Origin of the sequence: Streptomyces sp. NPDC048590 (genome assembly GCF_043199535.1) — a bacterium.
Taxonomy (GTDB): domain Bacteria; phylum Actinomycetota; class Actinomycetes; order Streptomycetales; family Streptomycetaceae; genus Streptomyces.
Genome location: NZ_JBICWC010000001.1, coordinates 309369 through 322607, shown reverse-complemented (window position 1 = coordinate 322607; position 13239 = coordinate 309369). Strand labels below are relative to the sequence as shown.

At 72.2% G+C, this 13239-nt stretch carries 11 protein-coding genes; 7 read left to right on the top strand and 4 right to left on the bottom strand.

What is annotated here, in order from left to right; translation table 11 throughout:
• Window positions 1-18 precede the first annotated feature (18 nt).
• Window positions 19-2346 (top strand): glycoside hydrolase family 3 N-terminal domain-containing protein, encoded by a 2328-nt coding sequence (locus ACGFNN_RS01400; protein WP_393551787.1) that lies wholly within the window; start codon window positions 19-21, stop codon window positions 2344-2346.
• Window positions 2347-2401: 55 nt separating this feature from the next.
• Here the strand turns inward: ACGFNN_RS01400 and ACGFNN_RS01395 are convergent, their stop codons facing one another.
• Window positions 2402-2824: an Asp23/Gls24 family envelope stress response protein gene (locus tag ACGFNN_RS01395; protein ID WP_362664060.1), complete on the bottom strand. Its 423-nt coding sequence runs from the start codon at window positions 2822-2824 to the stop codon at window positions 2402-2404.
• A 490-nt stretch (window positions 2825-3314) separates the two neighbouring features.
• Between ACGFNN_RS01395 and ACGFNN_RS01390 the strand changes: the two genes are divergently transcribed.
• The 4 genes from ACGFNN_RS01390 to ACGFNN_RS01375 all read left to right on the top strand — a co-directional run bounded on the left by ACGFNN_RS01390 (window position 3315) and on the right by ACGFNN_RS01375 (window position 7671).
• On the top strand, window positions 3315-4472 hold the full coding sequence (locus tag ACGFNN_RS01390) for an acyl-CoA dehydrogenase family protein (RefSeq protein WP_362664058.1): 1158 nt from the start codon (window positions 3315-3317) through the stop codon (window positions 4470-4472).
• Between the two features lie 21 nt (window positions 4473-4493).
• Window positions 4494-5369 carry an acyl-CoA thioesterase gene (locus tag ACGFNN_RS01385; RefSeq protein ID WP_393551784.1) on the top strand — a complete coding sequence of 292 codons (876 nt, stop codon included), beginning with the start codon at window positions 4494-4496 and terminating at the stop codon, window positions 5367-5369.
• A 28-nt stretch (window positions 5370-5397) separates the two neighbouring features.
• Window positions 5398-6366 (top strand): cation diffusion facilitator family transporter, encoded by a 969-nt coding sequence (locus tag ACGFNN_RS01380; RefSeq protein ID WP_393551782.1) that lies wholly within the window; start codon window positions 5398-5400, stop codon window positions 6364-6366.
• 81 nt (window positions 6367-6447) lie between these two features.
• Window positions 6448-7671 carry a cytochrome P450 gene (locus tag ACGFNN_RS01375; RefSeq protein WP_393551780.1) on the top strand — a complete coding sequence of 408 codons (1224 nt, stop codon included), beginning with the start codon at window positions 6448-6450 and terminating at the stop codon, window positions 7669-7671.
• A gap of 36 nt (window positions 7672-7707) precedes the next feature.
• Here ACGFNN_RS01375 and ACGFNN_RS01370 read toward each other — a convergent pair whose 3' ends face one another.
• The gene (locus ACGFNN_RS01370) at window positions 7708-8862 is read right to left on the bottom strand and encodes an epoxide hydrolase family protein (RefSeq protein ID WP_393551778.1); all 1155 of its coding nucleotides are present in this window, start codon (window positions 8860-8862) and stop codon (window positions 7708-7710) included.
• A 63-nt stretch (window positions 8863-8925) separates the two neighbouring features.
• Here ACGFNN_RS01370 and ACGFNN_RS01365 point away from each other — a divergent pair, with 63 nt between their 5' ends.
• Window positions 8926-9912 (top strand): helix-turn-helix transcriptional regulator, encoded by a 987-nt coding sequence (locus ACGFNN_RS01365; protein ID WP_393551776.1) that lies wholly within the window; start codon window positions 8926-8928, stop codon window positions 9910-9912.
• Here ACGFNN_RS01365 and ACGFNN_RS01360 read toward each other — a convergent pair.
• Together ACGFNN_RS01360 and ACGFNN_RS01355 are read right to left on the bottom strand one after the other, a co-directional pair.
• The gene (locus ACGFNN_RS01360) at window positions 9864-10661 is read right to left on the bottom strand and encodes a phosphatase (RefSeq protein ID WP_362664046.1); all 798 of its coding nucleotides are present in this window, start codon (window positions 10659-10661) and stop codon (window positions 9864-9866) included. The genes ACGFNN_RS01365 and ACGFNN_RS01360 overlap by 49 nt on opposite strands.
• A gap of 233 nt (window positions 10662-10894) precedes the next feature.
• Window positions 10895-11512, bottom strand: coding sequence for a TetR/AcrR family transcriptional regulator (locus ACGFNN_RS01355; RefSeq protein ID WP_393551774.1), 618 nt, complete (start codon window positions 11510-11512; stop codon window positions 10895-10897).
• 109 nt (window positions 11513-11621) lie between these two features.
• Between ACGFNN_RS01355 and ACGFNN_RS01350 the strand changes: the two genes are divergently transcribed.
• A complete protein-coding gene (locus tag ACGFNN_RS01350; RefSeq protein ID WP_362547287.1) occupies window positions 11622-13238 on the top strand; it encodes a carboxyl transferase domain-containing protein in 1617 nt (538 codons plus the stop codon).
• Window position 13239 lies beyond the last annotated feature (1 nt).

Genomic DNA, 13239 nt, shown 5'->3' with positions numbered 1-13239 from the left:
GAGAAGAGCCGCCGCACCATGTCCGAACCGCTGTTCCGTGACCCCGCGATGCCCGTCGCCGACCGGGTGCGCGACCTCCTGTCGCGGATGACGCTCGCCGAGAAGGTGGGCCAGGTGAACCAGCGGATGTACGGCTGGGACGCGTACGAGCGCACCCCGTCCGGCCACCGGCTGACGGACGCGTTCCGCGCGGAGGTGGCGGCGTACGACGGCATGGGCGCGCTGTACGGACTGCAGCGTGCCGATCCGTGGTCCGGGGTGACCGCGGAGACGGGCATCGGCGCGAGTGACGGCGCGCGGGTCTCCGACGCCGTACAGCGGTACGCCGTGGAGAACACCCGGCTCGGCATCCCCGTCCTGATGGTGGAGGAGATGCCGCACGGACACCAGGCACTGGACGGGACGGTGCTCCCGGTCAACCTGGCGGTCGGCGCCACCTGGGATCCGGAGCTGTACGAGGAGGCCGCCGCCGCGGCCGCCGCTCAGCTCCGGGCCCGCGGCGGGCATGTCGCCCTGGTCTCCGCCCTCGACCTGGTGCGGGATCCGCGCTGGGGCCGGGCGGAGGAGTGCTTCGGCGAGGACCCGTACCTGGCCGCGCGGTTCACCGAGGCGCTGGTACGGGGTGTCCAGGGCGGTCCGGCCCGGGAGGGCATCGGGCAGGACCGGGCGGCGGTCGTCCTCAAGCACTTCGCGGGACAGGGCGCCACGGTCGGCGGCCGCAACAGCGCGGCGACCGAACTCGGGCCGCGGGAGCTGCACGAGATCCATCTGGTGGCGGCGCTGGCGGGTGTGCGGGCGGGTGCCGCCGGTGTGATGGCGGCGTACAACGAGTTCGACGGTGTGCCGTGCGCGGCCAACCGGGAGCTGCTGACCGGGATCCTCCGGGAGCGGTGGGGCTTCGACGGCCTGGTGATGGCCGACGGGCTCGCGCTGGACCGGCTGGTGCGGCTGGCGGGTGATCCGGCGGCGGCCGGGGCGATGGCGCTGCGGGCCGGTACGGACCTGAGCCTGTGGGACGACTGCTACCCGCGGCTGGCGGACGCGGTCGGACGCGGCCTGGTCGACGAGGGGACGCTCGACCGGGCGGCCGGGCGGGTCCTGACCCTGAAGTTCCGTCTCGGGCTGTTCGAGCAGCCGTACACCACCGCGCTCCCCCCGGCACCGGAGGCCGTGGAGCGGCTGAGCGAGCGGGTGGCCCGTGAGGCGGTCACGCTGCTCTCCCACGACGGTGCGACGCTGCCGCTGGCCGGGCAGCGGCTCGGGAGGATCGCGGTCATCGGCCCGAACGCCGACTCCGTCCCCCAGCAGATCGGTGACTACACGGCTCCTCAGCGGCCGGACTCGGGCTTCACCGTGCTCGCCGGTGTCCGCGCGGCCGCGCCCCGGGGCACCGAGGTGGTCCACGCCCGGGGCTGCGACCTGGTCGGCGGGGACATCTCCGGGCTTCCCGAGGCGGTCGCCCTGGCGACCGCGGCCGATGTGGCGGTGCTGGTCCTCGGCGGTTCGAGCGCACGCGAGCAGGACACCCGCTTCGACGCCAACGGCGCGGCGGTCGTCTCCACGGGCAACCCGGTGGAGATGACCTGCGGCGAGGGTGTCGACCTGGCCGAACTCGCGCTTCCGGAAGGCCAGTCGGCGCTGCTCGACGCGGTCGCCTCGACGGGCACCCCGGTGGTGCTGGTGCTGGTGCAGGGCCGCCCGCACGCGCTGCCGGACCTCGGCGGCCGGGTGTCGGCGGTGCTGTCGGCCTGGTATCCGGGCCCGTGGGGCGGCCGGGCCGTCGCGGACGTCCTCTTCGGCGCGGCGGAGCCGCAGGGACGGCTGCCCGTCTCCGTGCCTCGCTCGGCGGCGCAGCTGCCGGTGTTCTACAACGGCAAGGACCACGGCTACCGCGGTTACGTCGACCAGCCCGCGACCGCCCGCCACCCCTTCGGCCACGGGCTCAGCTACACGACCGTCGAGTACGGCACGCCCCGGCTGTCCCGGCCCGAGGTGGAGGCCGAGGAGTTCGCACGGGACGGTGGCGCCGCGCCCGTCGAGTGCGTGGTGCGGGTGGCCAACACGGGGCCCCGTCCGGTGCGCGAGACCGTCCAGCTCTACGTGCGCCGGGTCCTCGGCGGTACCGCGTGGCCCCGGGTGCGTGAGCTCCGCGGCTTCGCCCGGGTGGACCTGGAGCCGGGGGCGGCCGAGGAGGTCACCTTCCGGTTGGACGCGGGGACGCTGGCGTCGTTCACGTACGCGGGTGAATGGGCCGTGGAGCCGGGCGAGTTCGCCATCGGTACGGGCCCGTCGTCCGACCGGACGGACACGGTCGGGCTGCTGGTGACGGAGTCCGGCGCGCGCTGACCGCGGATCGCAGGGGTGCGCCGGGCACTCCGGGGCGGCCCTCAGGGCGCGTGTCTCACCGCACGCGTGCGGTCGAACCCTCGTCCTCCTCGTCCTCGTCCTCATCCGGTACGTGGACGTCGAAGACGTTGATGTTGATCTCGACGACCTCCAGGCCGGTCATCGACTCGACCGCGTCCGTGGCGTTGGTCCTGATCCGGTCGGCGAGCTTGTGGATCTGGACCCCGTACTCCACTTCGACGTCCACGTCGATGGCGGTCTGCTTCTCGCCGACCTCCACCTTGACCGCGCGCCCCGCCCCGGAGGAGCCGGAGCGGCGACCGGTGACCGCGCCAATCGCCTTCGACGCCCCCCGGCCCACCGAGTGCACGCCTTCGGTGTCGCGGATGGCGATTCCGGCGATGGTGGCCACGACACCGTCCGCGATGGTCGTCGTGCCGCGTCCGGCCTGTTCCGTGTTACCGCCCACATCAGCCATGACTGCCTCACAGAGAGTTCGGTGCGACGGGCCGGCCCGTTCGTCACCGGCCCCTCGTCTCACTGTGCGCCTGCCCGAGCCGTGCCGCCATCGGGGTGACAGGGCGCTGCCGGCCGGCACTCTCAGCCACCCTGACCTGCCGGAAACCCGGACCAATCCGCCGCCGGTCCGGCTCCGAATCATCGCCGAGGGTCCGGAACCAGCCCTCACCTCCCTGTCCTGGGGCGTGGTCCGCCCACGCCCCAGGACAGCACCTGACGCGCACCGTCCCCGCGCGGTTCCACCTCTCACCGGCGGCGATCAGCCGCCCCACTCCCCTGCTCTCGAAGCCGTAGGCCGAGGACACCGGCATCGCCCGCCGCGCACAAGCTCCGGGCGTGCTCAGCATCACCCTGGACAGCCACCGTGACCGCCGGGTAACTTCGGAAGAGTCTGAGCAAGCGCTTAGCCACCGCGACCGAAGCCCGAAGCTGACACCAGGAGGCACCCCGTGCGCCGTACGGTTTACAACGAGGACCACGAGGCGTTCAGGGAGACCGTCCGCGCCTTCATCGAGGCCGAGGTCGTCCCCGTCTACGACGAGTGGTTCGCCGCGGGCCAGGCGCCCCGCGACTTCTACTACAAGCTCGCCGAGCTCGGCATCTTCGGCATCGAGGTGCCCGAGGAGTACGGCGGCGCGGGCATGGAGACCTTCAAGTTCGAGGCGATCCTCTACGAGGAGACCACCCGCGCGGGCATCTCCTTCGGCGGCTCCGGCGTGCACGTCCTGCTCTGCCTGCCGTACATCAAGGCGTACGCCACCGAGGAGCAGAAGAAGCGCTGGCTCCCCGACTTCGTCTCCGGCAAGACGATGTACGCGATAGCCATGACGGAGCCGGGCACCGGTTCCGACCTGGCCGGCATGAAGACGACGGCCAAGCTCTCCGAGGACGGCACGCACTACATCCTCAACGGTGCCAAGACCTTCATCACCGGCGGTGTGCACGCCGACAAGGTCATCGTCTGCGCCCGCACGGACGCCCCCAAGGCCGACGACCGCCGTCACGGCATCTCGCTCCTGGTGGTCGACACCAAGTCCGAGGGCTACTCGGTGGGCCGCAAGCTCGACAAGCTCGGCCTGAAGGTCTCCGACACCGCCGAACTGGCCTTCGTCGACGTCAAGGTGCCCGTCGAGGACCTGCTGGGCGAGGAGAACAAGGGCTTCTCCTACCTCGGCCAGAACCTCCCCCAGGAGCGCCTGGGCATCGCGGTCGGCGCGTACGGCCAGGCGAAGGCGGCCATCCGCTTCGCCCAGCAGTACGTCACGGACCGCACGGTCTTCGGCAAGTCCGTCGCGTCCTTCCAGAACACCAAGTTCGAGCTGGCCGCCTGCAAGGCCGAGGTCGACGCGGCCGAGGCCGTCTGCGACCGGGCGATCGAGGCCCTGGACGCCGGCGAGCTCACCCCCGCCGAGGCCGCGTCCGCGAAGCTGTTCTGCACCGAGGTCGCGCACCGGGTGATCGACCGCTGCCTCCAGCTCCACGGCGGCTACGGCTTCATGAACGAGTACCCGATCGCCCGCCTCTACACGGACAACCGGGTCAACCGCATCTACGGCGGCACCAGCGAGGTCATGAAGTCGATCATCGCCAAGTCCATGGGTCTCTGAGAACGGCTACGTTTCTCCTCCATGAGCGAAGCACTCGACTCCCTGCTCGATCTGCTCGACCTCGAGCGGATCGAGCAGGACATATTCCGGGGCCAGAGCCGATCCGCGGTCGTGCCCCGCGTCTTCGGCGGCCAGGTCGCCGCGCAGGCCCTGGTCGCCGCCGGGCGGACGGTTCCGGCCGACCGGGGCGCGCACTCCCTGCACTCCTACTTCCTGCGCCCCGGGGACCCGGGGGCGCCGATCGTCTACAACGTGGACCGGATCCGCGACGGGCGGTCCTTCACCACCCGGCGCGTCGTCGCCGTCCAGCACGGCAAGCCGATCTTCCACCTCTCGGCGTCGTTCCAGGTGTACGAGGAGGGCATGGACCACCAGACGGTCATGCCCCCGGCCCCGGACCCGGAGACCCTGGAGACGACCGAGGAGATGCTCCACCGGTACGTGGACCGGTTCGCCGATCCACGGCTGGCCGACCGGCTGGTCGAGGCCCGCGCCGCGGTCGACCTGCGCTATGTGGACGCTCCTCCCTTCGCCACCGCCGGGCAGCCCCGTGAGCCCCGCTCCCAGGTCTGGTTCAGGACCCGCGGAAAGCTGGCCGACGACGCGCTGCTGCACGTCTGCATGGCGACGTACGTCTCCGACATGACGCTGCTGGACTCGGTGCTCCTCGCGCACGGGCGCGGCGGCTGGTCGGTCGGCGACGTGGTGGGCGCCAGCCTGGACCACGCGATGTGGTTCCACCGCCCCTTCCGGGCGGACGAGTGGCTGCTGTACGACCAGGATTCGCCCTCCTCGTCCGGTGGGCGCGGTCTCGGCCAGGCCAGGATCTGGACGGCCGACGGGAAGCTGGCCATCACGGTCATCCAGGAGGGTCTGGTCCGCGTCCCGAGGGACTGACCGCGCGTATTCGGACATACTGCCCCTCATGGGTGACGACCGGTCAGGCGGCAGCGAGTCCACGTTCACCGTCGTCGTCGCGGCGGCGGCCAACCTCGGCATCGCCGCCGCGAAGCTGGTGGCGGGTCTCATCAGCGGTTCGAGCGCGATGCTCTCGGAGGCGGCGCACTCGGTCGCCGACACCGTCACCGAGCTCATGCTCCTGACCGCGCTGAAGCGGGGCGAGAGGCCGGCCGACGAGGACCATCCGCTGGGCTACGGCCCCGAGCGCTACATCTGGGCGATGCTCGCCGCCGTCGCGACCTTCGTCGGCGGTGCGGTGTTCTCGCTGTACGACGGCATCCACACCCTGGTGCGGGGCGAGGAGCTGGGCGATCCACTGGTCTCCTACATCGTGCTCGCGGTGGCCTTCGTGCTGGAGGGCTTCTCCCTGCGTACGGGGCTCCGCCAGGTGCGCGGGGAGGCGGCCGAGCTGCGGATGCCCGCGCCGCGCTATCTGCGCCGCACCCCCGACACCGCCGTCAAGGCGGTGGTGCTGGAGGACTCGGCGGCCCTGACCGGGCTGGTGCTCGCGGCCGGCGGCCTGCTCGGCGGACAGCTCACCGGGTCGGGCGTCTGGGACGGCATCGCGTCCGTCCTCATCGGCGTCCTGCTGGTGTACGTGGCCTGGGTGCTCGGCCGCTCCAACGCCCAGCTGCTGATCGGCCGTCCGCTGCCCGCCGAGATGCGGGCCGGGGTGCGGCAGGAACTCCTGTCGGTCCCCCACGTCGTGGAGGTGCTGGAGCTGACCACCCTGATCCAGGGGCCGTCGGAGACGCTGGTCGCCGCGAAGGTCGACTTCCGGGACGCCGCCACGGCCGGCGAGATCGAGTGGGCGTGCGAGGAGGCGGAGCAGCAGCTGAGGGAACGCTATCCCTCGATCCGGCGCGTGTACCTGGACCCCACCCCGGGGCGCGAACAGCGTGACGGCACAAGGGGAGACGGCGTCCGGATGTGACGGTCTCGTGGGAGAGGGGTCCGCGGCCCCCGGGCTGGGTAGCTCGGTCTCGCCGACCGACCCCGACCCGGGAGTGCCCCCGTGACCGAGCAAGCGACGCCCATCGTCCTCGACCCCACAGCCCGCGACGCGGACGCGGAGCACGAGGTGTTACGCGCCCAGGGGCCCGCTGCGCGTGTCGACATCCTGGGGGTGGAGGCCTGGTCCGTGACCGATCCCGTCCTGCTGAAGGAGCTGCTGACCAGCCCCGCCGTGTCGAAGGACGCCCGCCGGCACTGGCCCGGGTTCGACCAGGCCGTCCGGAGCTGGCCCCTGGCCCTGTGGGTGGCGGTCGAGAACATGTTCACCGCGTACGGGGGCGACCACCGCCGTCTGCGCCGGATCGTCGCTCCGGCGTTCAGCGCCCGCCGGACGGCCGCACTGAAGCCGACCGTCGAGGCGATCGTGGAGAAGCTGCTGGCCGGTCTCGAGTCCCAGCCCCGTGGCGAGGTCACCGATCTGCGGGACACGTTCGCCTATCCGCTGCCCATCGCGGTCATCAGCCACCTGCTGGGGGTCCCGGACGAGCGGGGCGTCGAGTTCCGCACCCTCGTCGACGGTGTCTTCGACACGACTCTGGACGCGGAGGAGGCCGCCGCCAACACCGCGCGGCTCTACGCCCTGCTCGAAGGCCTCATCGACGCGAAACGGGCCGCCCCCGGCGACGACCTGGCCTCGGTGCTGATCGCGATGGGCGAGGAGGGCGCGGACGGACCGGGGCTGTCGGCGCGGGAGCTGCGGGACACCCTGCTGCTGGTGATCAACGCGGGGTACGAGACGACGGGCAACCTGATCGACCAGGCCGTCCACTCCCTGCTCACGCGGCCCGGTCAGCTCGCCCACGTACGGGCGGGCCGGGCGTCCTGGGCAGACGTCGTGGAGGAGACGCTGCGTCACTCGCCGCCGGTCAAGCACCTGCCGCTGCGGTACGCCGTCACCGACATCCCGCTGCCCGACGGGCGGACCATCGCCGAGGGCGATGCCATCCTCGCCTCCTACGCGGCGGCCAACCGCCATCCGGACTGGCACGACGACCCCGGCACCTTCGACGCCACCCGGGTCACCAAGGACCATCTGGCCTTCGGTCACGGCATCCACTTCTGCCTGGGCGCGGCCCTGGCGAGGATGGAGGCGGAGGTGGCGCTCGGCGCGCTCTTCGACCGCTTCCCGGACGTGTGTGCGGCCCCGTCGGAGGGGGACATGGCACCGGTGGCGTCGCTGATCAGCAACGGCCACCGGTCCCTGCCCGTCCGGCTGCGCCCCTGAGAGAGCGGCCGCCGAGGGCACGTGGTGGCATCCGCGTCAGCGGAGGCCGGCGAAGAACTCCCGTACGTCCTCGGTCAGCAGCTCCGGCTGCTCCAGGGAGAGGAAGTTGCCGCCGCGCTCGAACTCGGTCCAGCGCACCACGTCGTGGTCGCGTTCGGCGAAGCGGCGGATCGCGACGTCGGAGGGGAGCGCCACGGCCACGGCGGTGGGGACGGTGCCCTTCTCCTTCGGCGCCCAGGCGGCGGGGTCGTGGGCCGACTCGTAGTAGAGGTGGGCCGACGATCCCGCTGTGCCGGTGAACCAGTACAGGCTGACGTTGGTGAGCAGGGTGTCGCGGTCGACCGCGTCCTCGGGGAGTTCCTTCGCCGGGTCGGTCCATTCCTTGAACTTCTCGATGATCCAGGCGAGTTGGCCGACCGGCGAGTCGTTCAGGCCGTAGGCCACCGTGTCCGGGCGGGTGGACTGGATGGCGTTGAAGCCCATCTTGTCGTCGCGGAAGTGCTGGAGCCGCTCCAGGCGGGTCTGCTCGGCCTCGGTGAGTCCCGCGAAGTCGGCGGGGTCGTCCGAGGGGAAGGTGACCAGGCCGTTGACGTGGACTCCGATGACCTGACCGGGGGCGATCCGCCCCATCTCGGCGGCGGTCCAGGCGCCGCCGCCGTTCCCCTGGACGCCGTAACGCCCGTACCCGAGGCGGGACATGAGCTCGGTGAAGGCCTTGGCGATCCGGCCGGTGTTCCAGCCCGTCGACGACAGGGGGCCGGAGAAGCCGACTCCGGGTGTGGAGGTGACCACGACGTGGAAGTCGCGGGCCAGCGGCTCGACGACGTCGGCGAACTGGACGAAGGAGCCCGGCCAGTCGTGGATCAGCAGCAGCGGAGTGGCGTCGGCCCTGTCGCTGCGGACATGGGCGAAGTGGATGTCCTGTCCGTCGATCTCCGTGAGGTACTGCGGGAACGCGTTCAGCCTGTCCTCGGCCCGCCGCCAGTCGAAGCCGTCCGCCCAGTACGCGGCGAGCTCCTTCAGATAGCCGGCGGGCACCCCGCGCGACCAGTCTTCGAGCCCGCGCACCCCGGCGTTCCAGCGGGTCCGGGCCAGACGGTCGCGGAGGTCGTCGAGATCGGCCTGCGGGATGTCCACCTTGAAGGGACGGACGGACGTGTCTGCTGTCGCGGTCTTGCTGCTGTGCTCCATGGGTGAAACCATAGGAAAGATATAGGAACGGTTCATTCCTATCGGGACGGCGGGTCGCGATCGATGCTGGAGACTTCGGCACGCCTGCTGCGCCTGCTGTCCCTGCTCCAGACCCCTCGTGAGTGGCCGGGTTCGGAGCTCGCCGAGCGCCTGGGGGTCAGCGGCAGGACCGTACGCAACGACATCGAGCGGCTGCGCACCCTCGGCTATCCGGTGGATGCCACCCGCGGCACCACGGGTGGCTACCGGCTGGCCGCGGGCAGCGCGATGCCTCCGTTGCTCCTGGAGGACGACGAGGCCGTCGCGGTGGCCGTGGCACTGCGCAACGTACCGGGGAGCGCCCTGGCGGGGGCGGAGGAGACCGCGCGGCGCGCGCTGGCGAAACTGGAGCAGGTGCTGCCGTCACGTCTGCGGCGACGGGTCCGCACCCTCCAGGAGTACGCCGTGCCGGTGCCGGCGGACCGGCCGGCACCGGGTGCGGACACCGAGCTGCTGATGACGCTGACGGCCGCGTGCCGTGATCACGAGCGGCTGCGGCTCTACTACCGCGACCACTCCGGGGCGTCGTCACGCCGTCTGGTGGAACCCCAGCGTGTCGTCAACTGGGGGCGCCGCTGGTATCTGGTGGCCTGGGACGTGGACCGCGACGCCTGGCGCACCTTCCGGGTGGACCGGCTCACGCCGCGGCTTCCGGCCGGCCCCCGCTTCACCCCGCGCGAGGACCCGGAGGGCGGGGCCGCCGCGCATGTCGCCGGGAGCGCGTCGGCCGCAGCCTGGCGCCACCGCGCCCGGGTGACGGTGCACGCCCCGGCCGAGGCGGTGCTGGAGCGGATCAACCCGGCGGTGGGCACCGTGGAGACCGTCGACGCGGGCACGTGTGTCCTGGACACCGGCGCCGATTCCCTGGAGTCGCTCGGCGTGCACCTGGGGATGCTCGGCCTGGACTTCACGGTGACCGGCCCGCCGGAACTGGTCGCGCACCTGCGGGAGCTGGCCGCGCGCTACGCCCGGTCGACCGAGGGTGCCAGCCCCGCCGCGTCCAGCAGGTAGTCGGTCATCGGGTCGTAGTAGCGCGGGTCGATGACGTGGTCGTCGAGGGGCACGGTGACCTGGAGGGTTCCCTCCGCCTCACCGAGGAAGAGCGCGGGGTCGTTGCAGTCTGCGTAGCCGACCGAGTCGACGCCGTACTGGCCGGCGCATCCGGCCCAGCCGTGGTCGGCCACGACGAGGTCGGGGCGCGGCCGTCCCTCGCGCTCCATGGCGTCGAGGATCGCGGCCATCGGCGCGGGCGAGTGGGTGTGCCAGAGGGTGGCGCCGCGCTCCAGCACGGCGACACCGGCGAACTGGAGGACCCGGCCCTCGTCGGTCGTCAGGCCCTGGGGGATGCGGACGATCTCGCACCCGGCGGTCCGCAGCGCCTGTGCGGTCTCGCGGTGCACGTCGAGCAGTCCGCCGGGGTGGCCGGTCGCGAACAGCACCCGCTGCCCGCCGGCCGCGGCCTTGCGCAGCCGGGCCGCCATCCGGTCGAGGGCGTCGACGGTCAGCTCCGGGTCGATGGTGTCCTGGCCCTGCCGGTGCTCGGGGTCGTCGTCGACCCCGCACCGCTCGGCCATCACGGCCAGTACGTCCTGCTCGTCGGTCCAGCGGTCGCCGAGCTCCAGCCCGAGCCAGAAGTGGCGGTTGCCGTTGGCGAGCTGGCGGTAGTGGGAGAGGTTGTTGTCGCGGGGAGTGGCGACGTCGCCCGCGATGCGTGTGCGGACGAGGTGCTCGACGAGGGCGGCGCGGCTGGGTATCGGCATGCAGCCATTGTGCCGTCGCCGCCGCGCTGGGTGCCTGGCGTCTCGTACGGCGGGATCGCGCGGACAGCCGCGCCGGGGCTACGCGGGGCCCGTTCCGGCGAGCTCGTCGCGCCCTGGCCGTACTCGCGGACTGGTTTTCACCCGGGCCCTCGAGGCCATGCGGGACGCACTGGAGGAGATCCGGGACGGCGGGGCAGCCGGCGCCTGATCCGCCCGGAGCCCGCCGCGGGGCGTCAGGCCGCGCGACCCGCCGCCTCGAACGCCCCTCGCGCCAGCCGGTGGAGCAGGGCGGCCGTGGCGGCGCGGTCCGGGAGGGCACCCGGGCGGGTGAGGTGGGGCGTGGAGTTCAGCAGGCCGAACACCGCGTGGACGGTGACCCTGGCCTCGCTCTCCACCAGGGAGGGGTAGCGGGCGCGGACCGCGTCCACCCAGACCTCCACGTACTGCCGCTGGAGCTGGCGGACGCGCTTGCGGTCGGTGTCGCGCAGGCGGTCCAGCTCGCGGTCGTGCAGGGTGATCAGAGGGCGGTCGTCCAGGGCGAAGTCGATGTGCCCCTCGATGAGCGCGTCCAGCAGGGCGTCCGGGGAACTGCCGGAGGCGCCGTCCTCGGTGACGCGGAGCCTGCCGCCGGCCAGCAGGCGCTCGCTGATACCGACGAGCAGCTCGGCGAGCATGGCGTCCTTGCCGGGGAAGTGCCGGTAGAGACCGGGACCGCTGATACCGACCGCGGCCCCTATCTCGTCGACCCCGACACCGTGGAAGCCGCGCTCGGCGAAGAGCCGGGCCGCTTCCCGGAGGATCTGCTCGCGGCGGGTGGGAGCCGCGACACGGGCGGCGGCATGGGTGCTCATGGGGATTCATTCTAGACAGGGGGGTTAGCGCTCGTTAACCTGAGCGTCACACGTTAACGCTCACTAACGTCATCCGACTACCGCGGTACGGGCAAGGGGGCTCGACAGGATGCAGCAGGCACCGGTCCTGGTGAGCGCGGCCGATCCCGCCTCGGAGGCCTGGCAGGCCAACGAGGCGGCGCATCACGCGCTCGCCGAGGAGCTGCGCACGCGGCTCGCCACGGCTCGTCTCGGCGGGGGTGAGAAGGCCCGCGCCCGGCATGTGGCGCGCGGCAAGCTGCTGCCACGGGAGCGGGTGGACGCCCTGCTCGACCCGGGCTCACCCTTCCTGGAGCTGGCGCCGCTCGCCGCCGAGGGGCTGTACGGGGGCGCGGCACCGGCCGCCGGGGTGATCGCCGGGATCGGGCGGGTCAGCGGCCGGGAGTGCGTGATCGTCGCCAACGACGCGACCGTCAAGGGCGGCACGTACTACCCGATGACGGTGAAGAAGCACCTGCGGGCCCAGGAGGTCGCGCTGGAGAACCGGCTCCCCTGCCTGTACCTGGTGGACTCGGGCGGCGCCTTCCTCCCGATGCAGGACGAGGTGTTCCCCGACCGGGAGCACTTCGGGCGGATCTTCTACAACCAGGCGCGGATGTCGGGCGCCGGCATCCCGCAGATCGCGGCGGTGCTCGGCTCCTGCACGGCGGGCGGGGCGTACGTCCCCGCGATGAGCGACGAGGCCGTCATCGTCCGGAACCAGGGCACGATCTTCCTGGGCGGTCCCCCGCTGGTGAAGGCCGCGACCGGCGAGGTCGTGACGGCGGAGGAGCTGGGCGGCGGCGAGGTTCACTCCCGTGTGTCCGGGGTGACCGACCATCTCGCCGAGGACGACGCGCACGCGCTGCGGATCGTGCGCAACATCGTCGCGACCCTCCCGGAGCGGGGCCCTCTCCCCTGGACCGTGGAGCCGGCCGAGGAGCCGAAGGCGGACCCGGCGGGGCTGTACGGCGCGGTTCCCGTCGACCCGCGCACGCCCTACGACGTGCGGGAGGTCATCGCACGGGTGGTGGACGGCTCGCGCTTCGCCGAGTTCAAGGCGGAGTACGGCCAGACGCTGATCACCGGCTTCGCCCGGATCCACGGCCACCCGGTCGGTGTCGTCGCCAACAACGGGATCCTCTTCGCCGAGTCCGCCCAGAAGGGCGCCCACTTCATCGAGCTGTGCGACCAGCGCGGCATCCCGCTGGTGTTCCTCCAGAACATCTCGGGCTTCATGGTCGGCCGCGACTACGAGGCGGGCGGCATCGCCAAGCACGGCGCCAAGATGGTGACGGCCGTGGCGTGCACCCGGGTCCCCAAGCTGACGGTCGTGGTGGGCGGGTCCTACGGCGCGGGGAACTACTCCATGTGCGGCAGGGCCTACTCGCCCCGCTTCCTGTGGATGTGGCCCAACGCCAAGATCTCCGTCATGGGCGGCGAGCAGGCCGCGTCGGTGCTGGCCACGGTCAAGCGCGACCAGATCGAGGGCCGGGGCGAGGAGTGGCCCGCCGCGGAGGAGGAGGCCTTCAAGGACCCGGTCCGCGCGCAGTACGAGCAGCAGGGCAACGCCTACTACGCGACCGCCCGGCTCTGGGACGACGGAGTCATCGACCCGATGGAGACCCGGCAGGTGCTGGGTCTCGCCCTGACCGCGTGTGCCAACGCCCCGCTGGGCGAGCCCAGTTTCGGCGTCTTCCGGATGTGAT

Excerpts from the sequence above, each read along its gene's own strand:
- ACGFNN_RS01400 (WP_393551787.1), top strand. The coding sequence starts at position 19 with ATGTCCGAACCGCTGTTCCGTGACCCCGCGATGCCCGTCGCCGACCGG.
- ACGFNN_RS01395 (WP_362664060.1), bottom strand. The coding sequence starts at position 2,824 with ATGGCTGATGTGGGCGGTAACACGGAACAGGCCGGACGCGGCACGACG.
- ACGFNN_RS01385 (WP_393551784.1), top strand. The coding sequence starts at position 4,494 with ATGAGCGAAGCACTCGACTCCCTGCTCGATCTGCTCGACCTCGAGCGG.
- ACGFNN_RS01380 (WP_393551782.1), top strand. The coding sequence starts at position 5,398 with ATGGGTGACGACCGGTCAGGCGGCAGCGAGTCCACGTTCACCGTCGTC.
- ACGFNN_RS01370 (WP_393551778.1), bottom strand. The coding sequence starts at position 8,862 with ATGGAGCACAGCAGCAAGACCGCGACAGCAGACACGTCCGTCCGTCCC.
- ACGFNN_RS01365 (WP_393551776.1), top strand. The coding sequence starts at position 8,926 with ATGCTGGAGACTTCGGCACGCCTGCTGCGCCTGCTGTCCCTGCTCCAG.
- ACGFNN_RS01360 (WP_362664046.1), bottom strand. The coding sequence starts at position 10,661 with ATGCCGATACCCAGCCGCGCCGCCCTCGTCGAGCACCTCGTCCGCACA.
- ACGFNN_RS01355 (WP_393551774.1), bottom strand. The coding sequence starts at position 11,512 with ATGAGCACCCATGCCGCCGCCCGTGTCGCGGCTCCCACCCGCCGCGAG.
- ACGFNN_RS01350 (WP_362547287.1), top strand. The coding sequence starts at position 11,622 with ATGCAGCAGGCACCGGTCCTGGTGAGCGCGGCCGATCCCGCCTCGGAG.